This window comes from Ideonella sp., from assembly GCF_035254525.1.
GTDB lineage: Bacteria > Pseudomonadota > Gammaproteobacteria > Burkholderiales > Burkholderiaceae_C > Ideonella.
The window spans coordinates 31,860-47,944 of the sequence record NZ_DATFAN010000177.1; the positions used below are offsets into that span (position 1 = coordinate 31,860).

At 70.5% G+C, this 16,085-nt stretch carries 13 protein-coding genes and 1 pseudogene; 5 read left to right on the forward strand and 9 right to left on the reverse strand.

Going from position 1 to position 16,085, the window contains the following annotated elements:
* Window positions 1-5: 5 nt before the first annotated feature.
* Together VJ693_RS18775 and VJ693_RS18780 are read left to right on the forward strand one after the other, a co-directional pair.
* Window positions 6-1,406 carry a glutamine synthetase family protein gene (locus tag VJ693_RS18775; RefSeq protein ID WP_324156648.1) on the forward strand — a complete coding sequence of 467 codons (1,401 nt, stop codon included), beginning with the start codon at window positions 6-8 and terminating at the stop codon, window positions 1,404-1,406.
* A gap of 20 nt (window positions 1,407-1,426) precedes the next feature.
* Window positions 1,427-2,722 (forward strand): FAD-binding oxidoreductase, encoded by a 1,296-nt coding sequence (locus tag VJ693_RS18780; RefSeq protein ID WP_324156650.1) that lies wholly within the window; start codon window positions 1,427-1,429, stop codon window positions 2,720-2,722.
* Here the strand turns inward: VJ693_RS18780 and VJ693_RS18785 are convergent.
* Window positions 2,634-3,611: a LysR family transcriptional regulator gene (locus VJ693_RS18785; RefSeq protein ID WP_324156652.1), complete on the reverse strand. Its 978-nt coding sequence runs from the start codon at window positions 3,609-3,611 to the stop codon at window positions 2,634-2,636. The genes VJ693_RS18780 and VJ693_RS18785 overlap by 89 nt on opposite strands.
* Window positions 3,612-3,728: 117 nt before the next feature.
* Here VJ693_RS18785 and VJ693_RS18790 point away from each other — a divergent pair, with 117 nt between their 5' ends.
* Window positions 3,729-4,787, forward strand: a complete 1,059-nt coding sequence (locus tag VJ693_RS18790) for an NAD-dependent epimerase/dehydratase family protein (protein WP_324156653.1) — start codon at window positions 3,729-3,731, stop codon at window positions 4,785-4,787.
* On the opposite strand, the pseudogene VJ693_RS18795 reads toward VJ693_RS18790, so the two are convergent.
* The 4 genes and pseudogenes from VJ693_RS18795 to VJ693_RS18810 all read right to left on the reverse strand — a co-directional run.
* Window positions 4,763-5,431: pseudogene (locus tag VJ693_RS18795) on the reverse strand (metal ABC transporter permease); the annotation flags it as partial. The gene VJ693_RS18790 and the pseudogene VJ693_RS18795 sit on opposite strands and share 25 nt — an antisense overlap.
* Window positions 5,428-6,357, reverse strand: a complete 930-nt coding sequence (locus VJ693_RS18800) for a metal ABC transporter substrate-binding protein (RefSeq protein ID WP_324156655.1) — start codon at window positions 6,355-6,357, stop codon at window positions 5,428-5,430. The pseudogene VJ693_RS18795 and the gene VJ693_RS18800, both read right to left, overlap by 4 nt.
* Before the next feature lie 17 nt (window positions 6,358-6,374).
* The gene (locus tag VJ693_RS18805; protein WP_324156657.1) at window positions 6,375-7,757 is read right to left on the reverse strand and encodes a hypothetical protein; all 1,383 of its coding nucleotides are present in this window, start codon (window positions 7,755-7,757) and stop codon (window positions 6,375-6,377) included.
* An 84-nt stretch (window positions 7,758-7,841) separates the two neighbouring features.
* On the reverse strand, window positions 7,842-8,189 hold the full coding sequence (locus VJ693_RS18810) for a hypothetical protein (RefSeq protein WP_324156659.1): 348 nt from the start codon (window positions 8,187-8,189) through the stop codon (window positions 7,842-7,844).
* A gap of 93 nt (window positions 8,190-8,282) precedes the next feature.
* On the opposite strand from VJ693_RS18810, the gene VJ693_RS18815 reads away from it, so the two are divergent.
* Both VJ693_RS18815 and VJ693_RS18820 read left to right on the forward strand, forming a co-directional pair.
* The gene (locus VJ693_RS18815) at window positions 8,283-9,194 is read left to right on the forward strand and encodes an alpha/beta hydrolase (RefSeq protein ID WP_324156661.1); all 912 of its coding nucleotides are present in this window, start codon (window positions 8,283-8,285) and stop codon (window positions 9,192-9,194) included.
* A gap of 47 nt (window positions 9,195-9,241) precedes the next feature.
* Window positions 9,242-10,474, forward strand: a complete 1,233-nt coding sequence (locus VJ693_RS18820) for a LanC-like protein (RefSeq protein ID WP_324156663.1) — start codon at window positions 9,242-9,244, stop codon at window positions 10,472-10,474.
* Between the two features lie 16 nt (window positions 10,475-10,490).
* Here the strand turns inward: VJ693_RS18820 and VJ693_RS18825 are convergent, their stop codons facing one another.
* The 4 genes from VJ693_RS18825 to VJ693_RS18840 all read right to left on the reverse strand — a co-directional run.
* Entirely contained in the window at window positions 10,491-11,429 is a 939-nt protein-coding gene (locus VJ693_RS18825) for a Gfo/Idh/MocA family oxidoreductase (protein WP_324156665.1), read from the reverse strand.
* A 21-nt stretch (window positions 11,430-11,450) separates the two neighbouring features.
* Window positions 11,451-13,433, reverse strand: a complete 1,983-nt coding sequence (locus tag VJ693_RS18830; RefSeq protein ID WP_324156667.1) for a sigma-54-dependent Fis family transcriptional regulator — start codon at window positions 13,431-13,433, stop codon at window positions 11,451-11,453.
* A gap of 123 nt (window positions 13,434-13,556) precedes the next feature.
* A complete protein-coding gene (locus VJ693_RS18835) occupies window positions 13,557-14,063 on the reverse strand; it encodes an acetone carboxylase subunit gamma (protein WP_324156669.1) in 507 nt (168 codons plus the stop codon).
* Between the two features lie 21 nt (window positions 14,064-14,084).
* A partial coding sequence (locus VJ693_RS18840; RefSeq protein WP_324156671.1) for a hydantoinase B/oxoprolinase family protein occupies window positions 14,085-16,085 on the reverse strand: 2,001 nt, incomplete at its 5' end.

Below are 16,085 nucleotides of genomic sequence, written 5' to 3' on the forward strand. Positions count from 1 at the left end.
GGTCTATGAGCCCTCTCCAAGCACTGCCTGCCGTCGACCGCGCCGAAGCCGAGGCCGCGCTGGCCCGCCTGGGCGCCCGTTCGGTCGAATGTGCATTGGGCGACTTCACCTCGCTGGCGCGCGGCAAGCGCGTGGCGCACGACGATTTCCTCGCGCTCGGCGGCTGCAAGCTGCCCTCGGTCGTGCTGGGGCTGACGCTGACCGCCGGCGAGCCCGACGCGGTGTTCGGCCCGATGCTGCCGACCAGCTACTGCGACATGCACCTGGTGCCCGACCTCGCCACGCTCGCCCCGCGCCCCGGCCGTGCCGGCGAGGTGACCGTGCTGTGCGAGCCGACCGGGCGCTGGTGGTCGGCGCACCACGGGCGCGAGATCGATGCGAGCGAGCTGTCGCCGCGCGCGGCGCTGCGCCGCGTGGTGGCCGCGTTCGAGGCCGAAGGGCTGCAGGCGCTCGTGGCGCCCGAGCTCGAGCTGTTCCTGCTGCATCGCGAAGAAGCCGGCGGCAAGGCGGCGCTCACGAGCGCCCGAGCGAAACCGGGGGCGATGGCGCGTGAAGCGGCCTGCGAGGCCTTCTCACTCGAACGCGCCGGCCACTTCGAGGCCTATTTCGACGAGCTGTTCGCGGCCTGCGAGGCTCTGGCCATCCCGCTGTCGGGCCATGCCCACGAGTCGGCGCTGTCGCAGTTCGAGGTGAACTTCCGCCCCGGCGCGCCGCTCGCCCAGGCCGACGCGGTGTTCCGCTTCAAGCGTGTCGCGCGCGAGATCGCGGCGCGGCACGGTTTTCTCGCCAGCTTCGCCGCCAAGCCCTTCCTCGATCAGCCGGGCACCGGCATGCACTGGCATTTCAGCGTGCAGCGTCGTGGCGGCGACTGGCCGCACCTGTTCGCGCACCCTTCGGGCGACAGCAGCAACGAGCTCGGCCATTTCATTGCCGGGCTGCAGGCCCACACCCCGGCTGCGATGGCCTTCTTCGCGCCCTACGACATGGCCTACGACCGCATTGCGCTCAGCGATGCCTCGCCCTCGCACGCGAGCTGGGGCGCCGAGGACCGCTCGCTGGCCTTCCGCATCCCCACCTCGGGCCCGAGCGCGCGCCGCGTCGAGAACCGGCTGCCCGGCGGCGACGCGAACCCCTACCTCACCGTGGCCGCCACCTTGGGCCTGGGCCTCGCGGGCCTGCGCGCCGCGCAAGCGCCGCACCCGGGCGCGGACGACGCCCACGCGCTGCCGCGCACCTTGCCGGCCGCGCTCGACGCACTCGAGGCCAGCGCCACGCTGCGCGAGCTGTTCGGCGCGCCGCTGGTCGATGCCTATGTCGCCATCAAGCGCCACGAGCATGCCGAGCGCTCGGCCCTGGCCGACCCACGCCACGAGTGGGATCTGACCCACCTCATCGAACTCGCCTGACCTTCGCAGAGAGCCGACTCATGTTCCGCAGCAGCCCCCAGCACACCGACACCTACTACGCCGCCACCTCGCGCGAGTGGCAGGTCCAGCGCCCGGCGCTCGCCGAGAGCCTGACGGCCGATGTCTGCGTCGTCGGCGCGGGCTTCTTCGGCCTGTACTGCGCGCTGGAGCTGGCCCGCGCCGGCAGATCAGTCGTCGTGCTCGAAGCCAGCCGCGTCGGCTGGGGTGCCTCGGGCCGCAACGGCGGCCAGATGATCATCGGCTTTCCCTGCGGCATGCAGCGCCTGAAGGGCGTGATGGGCTACGAGCGCGCGAAGGAGATGTTCGACGAATCGCGCCGCGCGGTGCGCCAGATCCGCGGGCTGATGGCCGAGCAGCAGATCGACTGCGACCTCGTCGAAGGCCACCTCGAAGTCGCCGTGCTGCCGCGCCGCGTGGCCGACCTGACCGGCTGGATCGACGAGTGCCGAACCGAGTGGGGCTACGACAAGCTCGAGTTCGTCGACAAGGCCACGCTGCCGAACTATCTGAACTCGGCGCGCTACCAGGCCGGCATCATCGACCCCGAAGGCGCGCACATCCACCCGCTGAAGTACGTGCTGGGCCTGGCCCGCGCGGTGGAAGCGGCCGGTGCGCGCATCTTCGAGCAGAGCAAGGTCGAGGGCTACGACGAGGGCCCGAACGGCGTCACCGTGCGCGTCGCGGGCGGCGTGCAGGTCCGGTGCGATCAGCTCGTGCTCGGCGCCAACGCCTATGTCGACCAGGTCGAGCGCAGGCTCGCCTCGCGCATGCTGCCGGTGGGCACCTTCATCGGCGTGACCGAGGTGCTCGGCGAATCGGTCTGCCGCAGCCTGATCCCGAAGAACCACGCGGTCTACGACAACCAGTTCATCCTCGAATACTTCCGCACGACCGCCGACCACCGGCTGCTGTTCGGCGGCAAGTGCACCTACCTTGGCGGCACGCCGGTGAACCTGCCGGAGGCGATGAAGACCAACATCCTGCGCGCCTTCCCGAGCCTGAAGGGCGCGAAGATGGACTACGCCTGGGGCGGCCACATCGACATCACGATGCGCCGCATGCCCGACTGGGGCCGGCGCCATGACCGCGTCTTCTGGGCCCAGGGCTTCTGCGGCCACGGCGTGGTGCCCACCCGTGTGGCCGCGACGCTGGTGACCGAAGCGATGCAGGGCAAGCCCGAGCGGCTCGACTGGTTCGGCGGCATCGTCAACCCGCCGTTTCCCGGCGGCGAGCGCCTGGGCGGGTTGATGCAGGCGGTGGGGATGGGCTGGTACCGGGTGCGGGATTTCGTTTGAGCGCCGGCTCGCTGGCGATGTAGGCCTGCAGGCCGTCGACGAGCGCGGCGAACGTGACCGCGCAGCGCGGGCTCGTGCGCAGGTCTTCGTGCATCGCGAGCCAGGTGTCGAGGGTGAACGAGAAGGGCGTGGGCAGCACGCGCACGAGCCCGTCGCGCCGCGCCAGTGTGGCCTGGCAGAAGCCGAGGCCGAAGCCGGCTCGGACGGCGGCCAGCTGCGCCAGGTCGCTGTCGGCCCGCAGCGCAAATTGCTCGCGGCCGATGCCGCTCAGTTGCTGCTGCAGCCGGCGCAGCCATGGCGTTTCGCGGTCGAAGCCGATCAGGGTGTGGCGGGCCAGGTCCGCCACGCGCTTCGGCGTGCCGCAGCGCGCCAGGTAGTCCGGCCGGGCGTGCAGGCCGACCTCGATTCCGCCGATGCGTCTGGCCACCAGCGCCGCCTGGGTCGGCCGCGTCATCCGCACCGCGATGTCGGCTTCGCGGCGCAGCAGGTCGTCCACCTCGTTCGACAGCACCAGCTCGATCGAGAGCTCGGGCTGCTGCTCGCGTAGCGTGGCGAGGATGGGCGGCAGCACCTCGACGCCGACCACCTCGCTCGCGGTGATGCGCACCGTGCCTCGAACGCCCTCACCGTGGCTGCTGGCGGCACGCAGCAGGGCTGCGGCCGTGTCGGCCAGGCCGGCGGCATAGGGGCGCAGCGACACGGCCGCGTCGGTCGGCGCGAAGCCGTCGTGGGAACGGACGAAGAGCTTGAGCCCCAGCGCGGCTTCGAGCGCGTCGACGTGGCGGCCGAGCGTCGGCTGGGTCAGGCCGAGCGCGCGTGCCGCGGCCGAGAGCGAGCCCTGGTCCAGCACAGCCAGGAACGAGCGATACCACTGCCAGTCGGGTTCCATGCAGGCTATTCAATCATGAATAGGCAGTAGCCGCCTTTCGGCAATTTCCATTGAGGCCGGCGACTTGCACACTGGCGGCCGTCGACCCGTGACACAACCCACTGAAAGGACGCCGCCATGCAGACCACCGCCCCCACGATCGCCCTGTTCGGCGCCGCCGGCGCCATCGGCCGCAGCATCGCCGCCGCGCTGCGCGGGCAGGGCCGGCGTTACCGCGTCGTCGGTCGCAACATGGCCGCGCTGCGCGCCGAGTATGGTGCCGATCCGCTGGCCGAGATCGCCGGCTGGAACCCGGACGAGCCCGCTTCGGTGCGGGCGGCCGCCAGCGGCATCGAGACGATCGTCTACCTCGTGGGCGTCGACTACACCCGCTTCGACCTGCACCCGCTGCTGATGCGCAAGACGCTGGACGGCGCGATCGCCGCGGGCGTGAAGCGCCTGCTGCTGATCGGCACGGTCTACCCCTACGGCCGGCCGCGGACGACACCGGTGCGCGAGGACCACCCGCGCGAGCCGCACACCTTCAAGGGGCGCATGCGCAAGGCGCAGGAAGACCTGCTGTGGCAGGCGGCCGCCGCAGGCCGCATCGAGGCCGGCGTGCTGCGCCTGCCCGATTTCTACGGCCCGGGCGTCGAGGCGAGCTTCCTGCACAGCGCGGTCCAGGCCGCGGTGCATGGCGGCACGGCCGACCTGATCGGCCCGATCGACACGCCGCACGAATTCGTCTTCGTGCCGGACGTCGGGCCGGTCGTCGCGAAGCTGGTCGAGACCCCGGCGGCCTTTGGCCACACCTGGCACCTCGCCGGTGCCGGCGTGACGACGCAGCGCGCGCTGCTGCAGGAAATGGAGCGCCAGGCCGGCCGGCCGATCAGGCACCGCGTCGCGGGCAAGACGATGCTGCGCGTGATCGGCCTGTTCAAGCCCTTCCTGCGCGAGCTGGTCGAGATGCACTACCTGCAGACCGAGCCGGTGCTGATGGACGACAGCGCGCTGCTGGCGCTGATCGGGCCGGTCCGCAAGACGCCTTATTCCGACGGCGTGCGGGCCACCCTGGCGGCGCTGGTGCCGGCCGGCGCGATGAGTGCGAAGACCAGCCCGCACACCGCCAGCGTCCAGACGATCACCGCGCCCGAGGGCAGGTCGCACAGTGCCGACACCGCGAGGCCGGCCGCGTAACCGACCGCGCCGAGTCCGTAGCCGGCGAAGTGCCGGCGCGGCCCGGTCAGGCCCCGCGTGGCGAGCGCCGGGATGATCAGGCTCGAGAACACGAGGTACACGCCGACGAGCTGCACCGACGCGGTCACCGCCAGCGCGAAGGCGCCGTAGAACCCGAAGCGCCCGAGCCGCCGCACCCAGCCGAAGCCGAGCGCGACGACGAGCGCGATCGTCAGGCCGCCGAGCCAGGCGAGCTGGGTGGTGTTGACCCACAGGATCTGCCCGACCAGCAGCTCCTTCAGGTGCTCGCCGCCATGCGGGTTGCCGGCCAGCAGCAGGATGCCGGCACAGGCGGCGAGGATGAACATCACGCCGATCAGCGCCTCCTGCTGCTCGGGCACCTTCCGCTCGGTCCAGGTGAGCAGGAGCGCGCCAAGCAGCGCCGCGCAGACCGCGGCGGCCTGCACGGCGACCCCACCTTCCGGCAGGCCCATCGCATCGGCCGCGATCACGCCCAGGCCCGCGATCTGCGCGATCGCGAGGTCGATGAAGACGATCCCGCGGTCCAGCACCTGGGTGCCCAGCGGCACGTGGGTCAGCAGCACCAGCAGCCCGGCCACCAGGGCCGGGCCGAGGATGCCGGCGTCGAGCGCGCTCCAGTTCATTTGGCGGCCCCCGCGGCGGCGAGCAGCTTCGCCAGCATGTCGTCGTACAGGCCGAACAGGTCCTTCGCGGCGTCGGTGCCGCCCACCGTGAAGGCCAGCCTCACCGCGGGGATGCCGGCGTTCTTGCTCAGCCAGTCGGACGGCCGCGAATCCTGGTAGGCGGCGTAAACCACCATGCGGGCCGGCGTGGTCTTCAGCGCCGCGAGCACGCCCTGAAGGTGCGACGCGGTCGGTTCGACGCCGGGCTTCGGTTCCAGCACTGCGACCTCCTTCAGCCCCAGCCAGTCGTAGAGATAGACGAAGGCCTTGTGCTGCGAGACCACCGGCACGCCCTTCAGCGGCGCCGCCTGCGCGGCCCAGCGCGCCATCGCCTGCTGCCAGCGCTGGGCGAAGTCGGCCTGGCGCTTCGCATAATCGGCCGCGTGCGCCGGATCCAGCTGCGAGAGGCGCGTGGCGAGCGCGTTGGCCACCTGCGCGATGTTGCGCGGGTCGGTCTGGATGTGCGGGTTGCCGGCGGCGTGCACGTCGCCCTGGCCGCGGTCGAGCAGCGTCGGCACGTCGAGCTTGCGCACGACATCCGCCGCGGCGAAGTTGCCGGGCTGGCCCGCCTGGACCTTCGCGTTGCCGGCCTGCTGCAGCAGCACGGGCAGCCAGCCGATCTCGAGCTCGGCGCCGGTGCAGACGACGAGGTCGGCATTGCGCGTGCGGGCGATCAGGCTGGGCTTGGCCTGGATCTGGTGCGGGTCCTGCAGCGCGCCGGTCGCCACCGAGACGTCGACCAGGCTGCCGCCCAGCTCCTGGGTGAGCGCGCCCCACTCGGGCTCGCAGGCGAGGACACGCAGCGCGCCCTGGGCGGGCAGCGCCAGCAGCAGCGCGGGTGCCGCCAGCAGCAGCGCAACGGTTCGTTGGGTGATGGTGTTCTTCATCGTTCGGCTCCGGCGGTTCAGAAGCTGTGCGCGCCGTGCGCACCCAGGCTCATCTGGTACTGCAGCATCAGCTGGTTGTCGGTGGCGCCCTCGCGCGAGCGGTCCTGCGCGAGCTGCAGCCGCACGCGCGAGAACTCGCTGGGGTTGAAGTCCAGCATCAGGCTGTTCTTGCGCGGGCTGTAGCCGGTCAGTGCATAAAGGCCGTTATTGGCGCCGTAGTCCGGTGTGCGGGCGTCGAGCTGCTCGGTGCGCAGGCCGATGCGCCAGCCGGGCAGGAACTGGTAGACGCCTTGCAGGTACCAGCCGGATTGCGTCGAGCGGTAGGCGGCCGCGTCGCCGCCGTCCGGCGTCAGGTCGCCGCTGCGACGGCTCTGCAGGTATTCGCCCTGCAGCTTGAAGCTGGTGCGGGTGGCGTTGCCGTTCGGCGACCACTTCCACACGCCGTCGGCCACCCAGACGCGGGTGCTGCCGCTGAAGGCGCTCTCCAGCAGCCCGCCGTCGGCCGCGGTGCCGACCAGGCCGAGCCCGTCGGCGCGTGCGTTCAACACCGACAGGCCGGCGCGCCAGCTGTGGCTGTCGCCGATGTCGCCACCGGTGTGGGCGGTGAGGGCGGCCATGCCGATGCCGTTGCGGCTGTTGTCGCCGCCGGGAAAGCCCCGGCCGCGGCCCAGCTCGACACCCAGCTCGATGAACTGGTCGGTCGGCGCGAGCCAGTTGAGCTGCACCCCGTCGTCGCCGTACTGCGTGCCCAGCATTGCCTGGTAGGCCAGCGGGTTGTCGGCGAAGTCCCAGGTGTGGGCGTGCTGGGGGTTCAGGTAGCCGATGCCCGAGAAGAAGCGGCCAGCCTTCAGCGTGAGCCCGCCGCCGAGCGAGGTGGTCTGGATGTAGGCCTCCTCGACCGAGACCTCGTTCTCCGGGGCGAGCGCGATGTTGGCCACGCCGCGCAGCCACGGGTCGATGCTGGCGGACAGGCCCAGCTCCGATTCGGCCAGGCTGAAGCCGCGGCCACCGGGGCCGATCTCGCCGCCCACCGGCAGCTGGAAGCCGGTGATCGTGTAGTTCTCCGGGTCCTGCGAGGTGCGGGTGTAGCCGCCGGAGAGGATGAGCGAGATGGCCGGGTTGAAGGCGTTGGCGCCGCCGCCGGCCGGGGCCGGCAGCGATGCGGGGGCCACGGCCGCGGGCGGCGTGGCAGCGGGGGTGGCCGCCGCGCTGGCGGTCTGCGCCTCGGCCGCCTTCAGCCGGGCTTCGAGGGATTGCAGGCGGGCCTCGTAGGCGCCGCGCAGCGCGGCGATTTCGTCGCGCAAGGCCTTGAGCTCAGTGGAGCTCGGGGTCGATTGGGCATGCGCGCTCCATGGCGCGACCAGGGCGAGCGCGAGGCTCGCCGGTAGCAGCTTGTGCATGAAAGAGAAGACTCCAGGCAGACGGATCGGAAAGCGCCCGGGCGGCCGCGAACAGGCGGGCCGGCAGGCGCATCGAACGAACGATCAGCAGGGAGTGGAAGGCGGCGCGCGGCTGCGATAGCCGAGCACCGGCGCGGCAGGCCGCCAGCTCGGTGCCGGCAGCGGCGGCTGCGACTGCGCCAATGCCGGGTGCAGCATCGCCGGCAGTGCGGGGGCGACCCCCGCGCCGTGCACCGCCGCCGAGGCCAGGCACAACCCGCATGCGCCGAGGTGCAGGGCCTTCTTGCCGGCATCGAGCGTGCCGGCCGATTCGGCCGTGTGCGAGACCTCGTGCCAGGCCGCGGCCGCCTGGGCCAGCGGCAACAGCAGCGCCAGCCACATCAGCCAGGGCAGGCCGATGCGCAAGGGGCGGCGGAAGAGATCGCGGTTCATGGCAGGTCGCGGATCTTACGCCGCGATACGACGGCGGCGGCGGGTAAGCCGATTGCCCCGTCCGGCCCGTCGAGATCGCCACTGGAGGGTGCGATGCATTCGATGCACAAGCTGTGGGCAGCCTGGCTTGCCGCTGCCGCCGTGGGGGCCGCGCATGCACAACTGCTGGGCGGCACCTGGCACGAAGACTGTCAGTGTTACCGCAACATGCGCTGGGGTGCGGAGAGTTGGTACGAGCCTGACATCGCCAAGGTGCTGTACCAGGACCTCGATTTCTTTCCCGCCGCGCCGGACCCTCAAGGCGGCCGCCCGTTGATCATCTACGCCCACGCCGCGCGGGCGACCAAGTACATCAGCGTCAGCCGCGGCAACCTGTACCCGGTGCTGGTGCAGCAGGCCCGGGCAAACGGCTTCTCGGTGGCCAGCATCGAATACCGCCACCCGGTGAAAGACGACTACATCGTGCCCGCGCCGCACGACGACATCGCCGAGGCGACCCGATGGCTGCGCGCGCATGCGAGCGAGCTCGACCTCGACACGCGCAACGTGTTCTACCTCGGCCACTCGCGCGGCACGCTGGCGCTGTGGACGGCGCTGCATTACCAGGCCGACCCGCAGGTGCGCGTCAACGCGGTCTACGGCTACAACGCGCAGGCCAGCTACCAGGGCACGGAGATGGCCGATCGATTCCTCATCCCCGAGGACCGCGAGGCCTTCGTCGCTTCGTACCAGGCGCGACACCCGCAGTACGCGTTGTTCGGCTCGGCGCTGGCCGACGCCAGCCCCGACATGCCGGCGGTGCTGCTGCGTTACGAGAAGCCCTTCTTTCGCACGCTGGTGCCGGCCGAGCTGTTCACCGAGCACCACCCTGATTTCGGCCTGGCGCTTTGCGGGCAGCTGCTGCCGCGCAGCCGGCGCGCACCGTGCACGGCGCTCGACAACACCTCGATCGAGCACGCCTACGACGGCTTCGTCGAATTCTTCCAGCAATACCTGCAGCCTTGAGCACGGGGCCACAATGCCCGGTCCACCGCGACCGAAGGGCCCCGCCCATGCTGCACGACCCCGTCCGCCACGAGCCGCTGCGAGACATCGCCTGGAGCGCCGCGCGCGCCCGCGCCGCCATCGCATGGATCGTGGCTGACACCGAGGCGCGCTTTGTCCCCGGCGCCGGGTGGCCGCCGCACCCGAAAGACCTGGATTCGGGCGACGACCCGCGGCAGCCCGCGACGCCGCTGTACCACGGCGCCGCCGGTGTCGTCTGGGCGTTGCGCTACCTGCAGGACGCGGGCGCCACGCCACGGGCGTCACGCTGGCACGACGAGCTTGAGCCGCTTCGCCAGCGCAACCGCACCTGGCTCGCCGGCGCAGGCAGCGACGCGTTCGGCTCGTACCTGATGGGCGACACGCCGATCCGCCTGATGCAGCACGCCGACGAGCCGACCGCCGCGCACGCGGACGAACTGGCGGGCCTGCTCGAGGGCAACCTCGCCCGCCCGGAACGAGAGCTGATGTGGGGCTCCCCCGGTACGCTGCTCGCAGCCTCGTTCCTGCACCACCGCAGCGGCGACGAACGCTGGGCCGATCTGTACCGCCGCGCCGCGGCGCGCCTGTGGAGCGAGCTGCGCTGGTCCGATGCGCATGGCTGCCACTACTGGCAACAAGACCTCTACGGCCGCAGCAGCAGCTACCTCGACGCGGTGCACGGCTTCGTCGCCACCGCGCACGGGCTGATCCGTGGCCGGCACCTGCTGGAGCCGGGCGACTGGCCGGCGTGGCAGGCGGCAATCGTGCAGACCGTCAGCCGCAGTGCCACGCGCGAGGACGGCATGGCGAGCTGGCGCTGCCAACTCTTCGAGCCCGACTTCGCCTCTGGAAAGAAGCTGATGCAGTTCTGCCATGGCGCACCGGGCTTCGTGATCTGCCTGGCGGGCTTGCCCGCCGGCACCGAGCTCGACGCACTGCTGCTCGAAGCCGGTGAAGCCACCTGGGCCGCCGGCCCGCTGGCCAAGGGCTCGAACCTCTGCCATGGCACCGCCGGCAACGGCTACGCCTTTCTCAAGCTCTACGAGCGCAGCGGCGACGAACGCTGGCTGCAGCGCGCCCGCGCCTTTGCGATGCATGCGATCGCGCAGGCCGAGGCAGACGCGCATCAGTACGGCCAGCTGCGCTATTCGCTGTGGACGGGCGACCCGGGGATCGCGATCTACCTCTGGGATTGCCTGCGTGAGCAGGCGGCGTTTCCGACGCTGGACGTGTTCGACGCGACGGTGGCGCGCGCTTGACGGCGCGGCGCGGGCTTCAGTGCCGCAGGATGGATTCGACGATGTCCACGACGCGCGCCGCTTCCTCGGGGGTGGCCAGGCCGTGGGCGTCGTCACCGGCCAGCAGCAGGCGCAGCGCTTCGAGCTGGTTGGGCAGCGAATTGATCCGCTCCGACAGCTTGCCGCGGTAGTCGAGCCGCTGCCAGTCGGTGATGGCCGTGGTCCCCAGCTCGCCGGCGATCTCGAACCGATTCACGTCGCCCAGATTGCCCGAGATCGCCCCGTCGATGTGCATCGTCACCGCGCCGAACTGCACGCTGGCCTTCAGGCTCTGCTCGATCCCCTGCGGCGAGCGGACGATGTCGACCGACTCGACCTGGCCCGGGCCGAACATGCGGGTCGCCAGGAAGACGAAGTGCGATCCCACCTCGCGCATGAAGCCGCCCTGTTCGGGCCGCGACAGCCACGGCTCGGCCTTGGCCTGCCAGGTGCGCGGCCAGCGGGCGAAGCGAAGGGTCAGCCGGGCGCTGTGGACGGCGCCCAGCGCGTGGTCCGCGACCAGGTGACGCAGCTGCCGGGCCGCCCAGGAGGTGGCGAACGGGAAGTTGACGGCCGCCGGCACGCCGGCCTTTCGAATCAGCTCGCAGCATTCATTTGCCTGGACCGGCGACACGGTCAGCGGCTTCTCGCAGAAGATCGCTTTGCCGATTCCGGCCGCGGCTTCGATGTACCCGAGGTGGGTCGACGGCGGCGACGCGATGTACACGCAGTGAACGCGCGGATCGGCGATGAGCTCTTGCGCGCTGCCGAGCATCGGGACACCGGGCCGGCTTGCCGTGGGATCCGTGTCGTACGCGGCGACGACGCGGAATGCCGCATGGTCGTCGAACGACTGCGCCATGCGGCGCCCGATCGTCCCCAGCCCGAGAATGCCGATGCCGTAGGCGGAAGACTTTCGCGCGGTTGGCACATTCATGTGAATCGCTCGGGGTGGGCGTCAGCGCCGAGCCTCCTCGCGTGACAAGCCGTAGCGCTGCATTTTCACGTACAGCGTGCTCTTGGCGATGCGAAGCTGGCGCGCGGCCAGGGTCAGGTTGCCGTCGCAGGCGCTGATGGCGCGGCGGATCAGCGCCTCCTCGCCTTCGGCCATGCTGCACACGCCGGCGGTCGCCGGGCGGCTGTCGATCGATTCGAGCAACTCGCGGGGGAGGGCGTCGCGCGTTAACGCTGCGCCGTCGGACATCAGCAGCGCACCTTCGATGACGTTGCGCAACTCGCGCACGTTGCCGGGCCAGGCATAGCCCTGCAGGGCCTGCAGCGCGTCCTCGTCGATCGTGCCCGGTGCCAGGCCTTGTTCGCTGCGGAAGCGGTTCAGGAAGTGCGCCGCCAGGCGCGCCATGTCGCCCTGGCGCTCGCGCAGCGGCGGGATGCGCAGGCTGGTGACGGCGATGCGGTAGTACAGGTCCATGCGGAACCGGCCTTCGGCGATTTCCTTGCGCAGGTCGCGGTGCGTCGCCGCGATCAGGCGGAACTTGACCCGGCGCGGCGTGTTCTCGCCGAGGCGGTAGATCTCGCCCTGCTCCAGCACCCGCAGCAGGTGGGGCTGCATGTCGGGCGGCATTTCGCCGATCTCGTCGAGGAACAGCGTGCCGCCGTGGGCGGCCTCGATCTTGCCGGTCATGCCGCCTTTGCGCGCCCCGGTGAAGGCGCCGTCGGCGTAGCCGAACAGCTCGCTGGCGAGCAGCTCGCGCGACAGGCCGCCGCAGTTCAGCGCGACGTAGGGCCCGGCGCTCGTGCCGTGGATGCCGCGCGCGAACTCCTCCTTGCCGACGCCGGTTTCGCCCTGCAGCAGCACGGGCGCGCTTGAGCGTGCGAGCTGGCGCGCCTTGGCGATCACGTCCAGCAGGGTCGGGTCGCCGGTGACGAGCGAATCGAAGGGGTCGCGCGCCGGGCCCGGCCCGGTGGTGCCCGGCGCCTCGGCCGCCGCGCTGCGCAGCGGCGCCACGCGGCCGCGCCCGGACGGCACGACCAGCAGCGTGCCCAGCGGTTCGCCCTTGACGACCAGCGGCTCGAGCCACTCGGGCTTGATCCAGGCCGGCAGCGCCGTGCGCGCGTGCCCGCGGGCCAGCTTGGCGGCGGCGAGCTCGGGCAGGCGGCGCGCGCCGGCGAGATCGATCTCGCCGCCGACCGCGGCGATGGCCTGCGGGGCGTGCTCGTTGGCCTTGATCGGGCAGCCGCGGCGGTCGAACAGCACCACACCGTCCTGCCCGGCCACCGCCAGGCGGCCGACGGCGTGGTCGAGCAGGCGGTAGCGGCGCTCCATCTCGCTCATCGCGAGGCGGTTCTCGATGCGGCTGGCGGTCGTGACGACCAGCGCCAGCGTCTGCCGGTTGTAGGTCTGCGACAGGCCCGACACGTCGAGCACGCCGATGATCTCGCCGTCGAGCGGGTGGCGCACCACGGTGGCCGAGCAGGTCCAGCGCTTGATGCCCTCGCAGAAGTGCTCGGCGCTGTGGATCTGCACCGGCTGCCCCACCGCCAGCGCGGTGCCGATGGCGTTGGTGCCGCACAGCGCCTCGGACCAGGCCACGCCCGGCACCAGGCGGATCGTCTCGGCCGAGCCGATGGCCGGGATGTCGCCCTCGGTCGTGAGGATGGTGCACTGCGCGTCGGCCAGCGCCATCAGCGTGCCGGTCTCGCACAGGAAGTCGCGCGCGCAGGCCATGACCGGGGCGCTGGCCTCGAGCAGCTCGCGCTGGCGCTCGCGCAGCAGGTACAGATCCTGCTCGGACACCGGTTGCGGGCCGCTGCGGGCGCGCGGATCGACCTGGGCCTGCTGGCAACGCTGCCAGGAGGAATCGACCAGGGCCCGAAGCGCCTCGGAGGGCCGCTCGCCGCCCTCGAGGAACGATTCCCACGCCGCCATCACCGACGGTTCGTCGCCGGGGTTCGAAAACAGCTGCTTGGCCAGCGATGCCATGCTTGTCTCCATGCAGTCGTGTGATCTGCAGCCGTGTGATCCGGCTTGTCTCGGCCCATCATAGCGAGAACGCCCGCCCGCGGCGGGCACCGCGGGCGGGCAGGCAGGCAGACGGAGGGCGCGTCAGTCGACGCGCTCGGGCAGCGGCAGCTTGACCCACTCCTTGTAGAAGGCGTCGATGTCCGGCTCGAAATCATGGATCACCGGGTACCACGGCGTCGGCGCCTCCACGTCGTGCAGCGTGCCGCACTGCGGGCAGTAGTACTCGCGGTAGACCTGCCACTTCGTGTCGGGCGCCATCAGCTTCGGGTAGACCTCGGCCATCGCCTCCTCGTCGTCGCGCACGTAGATGTGGGCGTGCAGCTTCCAATTCTCGCGCCAGTCGCCAAAGACGTGGCCGCAGTCGCACTGCGTGACCCACTTGCTGGTCTTGGCCTGCTGCACGATGTGCAGGTGCGGGCCCAGCGGCAGCACGATGCGGTCGGTCCAGCCGAGCTTCTTCTGCAGCGCGGCGACGTAGAGCTCGAAGCGCTCCGGGTCCTTGGGCATCGAGAGCATGCGCAAGGTGGTGTCCCAGTCGAGCTTGCCGTCGACGAGGTTGCGGACTTGTTCGCGGGTGTAGGTGGACATCTTCAGTCTCCTTTTGATCGTTCACTCTTCGACGAGCACGACGGTCTTCACGTCGGGCATCTTCGACAGATCCATGCGGAACTTCGCGCCGTAGCTGGGCACGTCGAGGTCCTCCTCGAGCAGCGTCCAGGTCTCGGGCAGGTGCCAGAAATCGCGGAACTGCTGCTCGAACTTGGTCGACAGGCCGAAGCTCGTCGCGAACATGTGCTGCACCTGGGGCGACGCGTTCTTGGTCAGGATGCGCTCGCGCTCCTCCTTCATCCACTCGCGTGTCGGGATCGAGCGCGCCAGGCGCTGGCGGCGGATCTCCAGCCGCTGCAGCGCGGTCTGCTTGGCATCGACCGTCCACACGCCGTTGGCATTCTTCGTGGCCACGGCGCCATAGACCTTCTGCGCGTACTCGGGCAGCAGCAGCGCGCTGTTCAGGTCCTTGGCGATCGCGTCGATCTCGCGGTCCAGCGGGTCGCCGAAGCCGGGTCCGCCGCGCAGGTAGTTCAGGTACAGGTCGTAGTTCTCGTAGCAGTCCTCGGTGGTCATGCACTGCTGGTCGCGCTTGACCGTGGCGCCGGCGTTCAGGTGGTTCTCGTAGTCGGGCAGGTCGGGGTTCGTGTCGGCGCCCAGCGGCAGGCTGTCGCCCAGCGCGATGCGCTCCTTCAGCCCCGTCTGGTGCGCCTCGAAGCGGTAGCCGGTGGCCGCCGGGTAGCCGCCCATCAGGCCCCAGTCGCTGTTCATGTAGCCGTTGCCCATGAAGAACATCGTCCAGTCCTGCGCCTTCCAGACCATGCGCAGCGTCTCGAAGCCGCAGCCGCCGCGGTACTGGCCGTAGCCGCCGGAATTGGTCTTCACGTTGCGGCCCAGGTAGAGCAGCGGCTCGGCCATCTCCCAGATCTCGATGTCCCCCATGTCGCCTTCGGGGTTCCAGATCGCGGCGGCGTGGTTCAGCCCGTCCTTGATCGCGCAGGCGCCGGTGCCGCAGGACGAGGCCTCGAAGCTGTTGACCGCGTGGATCTCGCCGTCCTGGTTGATGCCGCCGCCTTGCAGCCAGTTCGAGGTGTTGGCGTTGCCCGCGTTGACCTCCTCGAGGTAGCCGCGGCTGAAGTAGGCCTGCGACAGCCCGCGCCACATCGCGCTCCAGCCCGACACCAGGAAGTGCCAGGCGTAGGCGTGGCCGGTGCGGCGGTCGTCCGGGTTCATCCAGGTGCCCTTGGGAAGGTGGAACTCGGTGCCGAAGTACGCGCCGTCGTTGATGCGCTGCGTGGGCACCAGGGTCTGCGTCATCATGACCCAGATGCCGCTGGTGAAGGCCACCTGGTGCGCGTTGTACGAGTGCCAGCCCCAGCGGCTCGCGCCCTCGAAATCGAGCCGCCAGGAGCCATCGGCGCGGATCTCCATCTCGACCGGCGAGTGCATGATCGAGTCGAGCTTGGCGAAGGCGTTGGAGGTCTGCACGTCCTCGTGCTTGTAGGGCACGTCGACGAAGGCCACCTTGCGGTACTTGCCCGGCAGCGTCATCGCCTTGATGCGCGTTTGCAGCCCGCGCCGTCCTTCCTCGATCACTTCGAACGCGAACTTCTCGTAGGCTTCCAGGCCTTCCTCCGCAATCACCTCTTCGATCAAGTCCCGGATCATGTGGCAGCCGGCGATACGGGTACGTTCGTCGAGAATCCAGTATTTCGGCGTACGCACCGAGCGCTGGCTCTCGTGCAACCAGTCGCGCAACGGCGTGTCATTCACGCCGGTCTTGCGGCAGGTGATCATGTAGCCGTCGCCGAAGCGCTGCGTCTGGCCGGTGGACATCGAACCCGGCGTGACGGCGCCGGTGTCGATCACATGGGTGACGCCGCCGACCCAGCCGACCAGCTTGCCATGTGCGAAGATCGGCACAATGGTGGCGATGTCGCACGGGTGCACGTTGCCGATCGAGCAGTCATTATTGGTGAACATGTCACCGGGGTTGATGCCGGGATTGGCTTCCCAGTTGTTCTCGATCATGTACTTGATCGCCGCGCCCATCGTGCCGAC

What these genes read in the sequence shown, in the direction of transcription:
- VJ693_RS18775 (WP_324156648.1), top strand. Translation starts at nt 6, where the DNA reads ATGAGCCCTCTCCAAGCACTGCCTGCCGTCGACCGCGCCGAAGCCGAG.
- VJ693_RS18780 (WP_324156650.1), top strand. Translation starts at nt 1,427, where the DNA reads ATGTTCCGCAGCAGCCCCCAGCACACCGACACCTACTACGCCGCCACC.
- VJ693_RS18785 (WP_324156652.1), bottom strand. Translation starts at nt 3,611, where the DNA reads ATGGAACCCGACTGGCAGTGGTATCGCTCGTTCCTGGCTGTGCTGGAC.
- VJ693_RS18790 (WP_324156653.1), top strand. Translation starts at nt 3,729, where the DNA reads ATGCAGACCACCGCCCCCACGATCGCCCTGTTCGGCGCCGCCGGCGCC.
- VJ693_RS18800 (WP_324156655.1), bottom strand. Translation starts at nt 6,357, where the DNA reads ATGAAGAACACCATCACCCAACGAACCGTTGCGCTGCTGCTGGCGGCA.
- VJ693_RS18805 (WP_324156657.1), bottom strand. Translation starts at nt 7,757, where the DNA reads ATGCACAAGCTGCTACCGGCGAGCCTCGCGCTCGCCCTGGTCGCGCCA.
- VJ693_RS18810 (WP_324156659.1), bottom strand. Translation starts at nt 8,189, where the DNA reads ATGAACCGCGATCTCTTCCGCCGCCCCTTGCGCATCGGCCTGCCCTGG.
- VJ693_RS18815 (WP_324156661.1), top strand. Translation starts at nt 8,283, where the DNA reads ATGCATTCGATGCACAAGCTGTGGGCAGCCTGGCTTGCCGCTGCCGCC.
- VJ693_RS18820 (WP_324156663.1), top strand. Translation starts at nt 9,242, where the DNA reads ATGCTGCACGACCCCGTCCGCCACGAGCCGCTGCGAGACATCGCCTGG.
- VJ693_RS18825 (WP_324156665.1), bottom strand. Translation starts at nt 11,429, where the DNA reads ATGAATGTGCCAACCGCGCGAAAGTCTTCCGCCTACGGCATCGGCATT.
- VJ693_RS18830 (WP_324156667.1), bottom strand. Translation starts at nt 13,433, where the DNA reads ATGGCATCGCTGGCCAAGCAGCTGTTTTCGAACCCCGGCGACGAACCG.
- VJ693_RS18835 (WP_324156669.1), bottom strand. Translation starts at nt 14,063, where the DNA reads ATGTCCACCTACACCCGCGAACAAGTCCGCAACCTCGTCGACGGCAAG.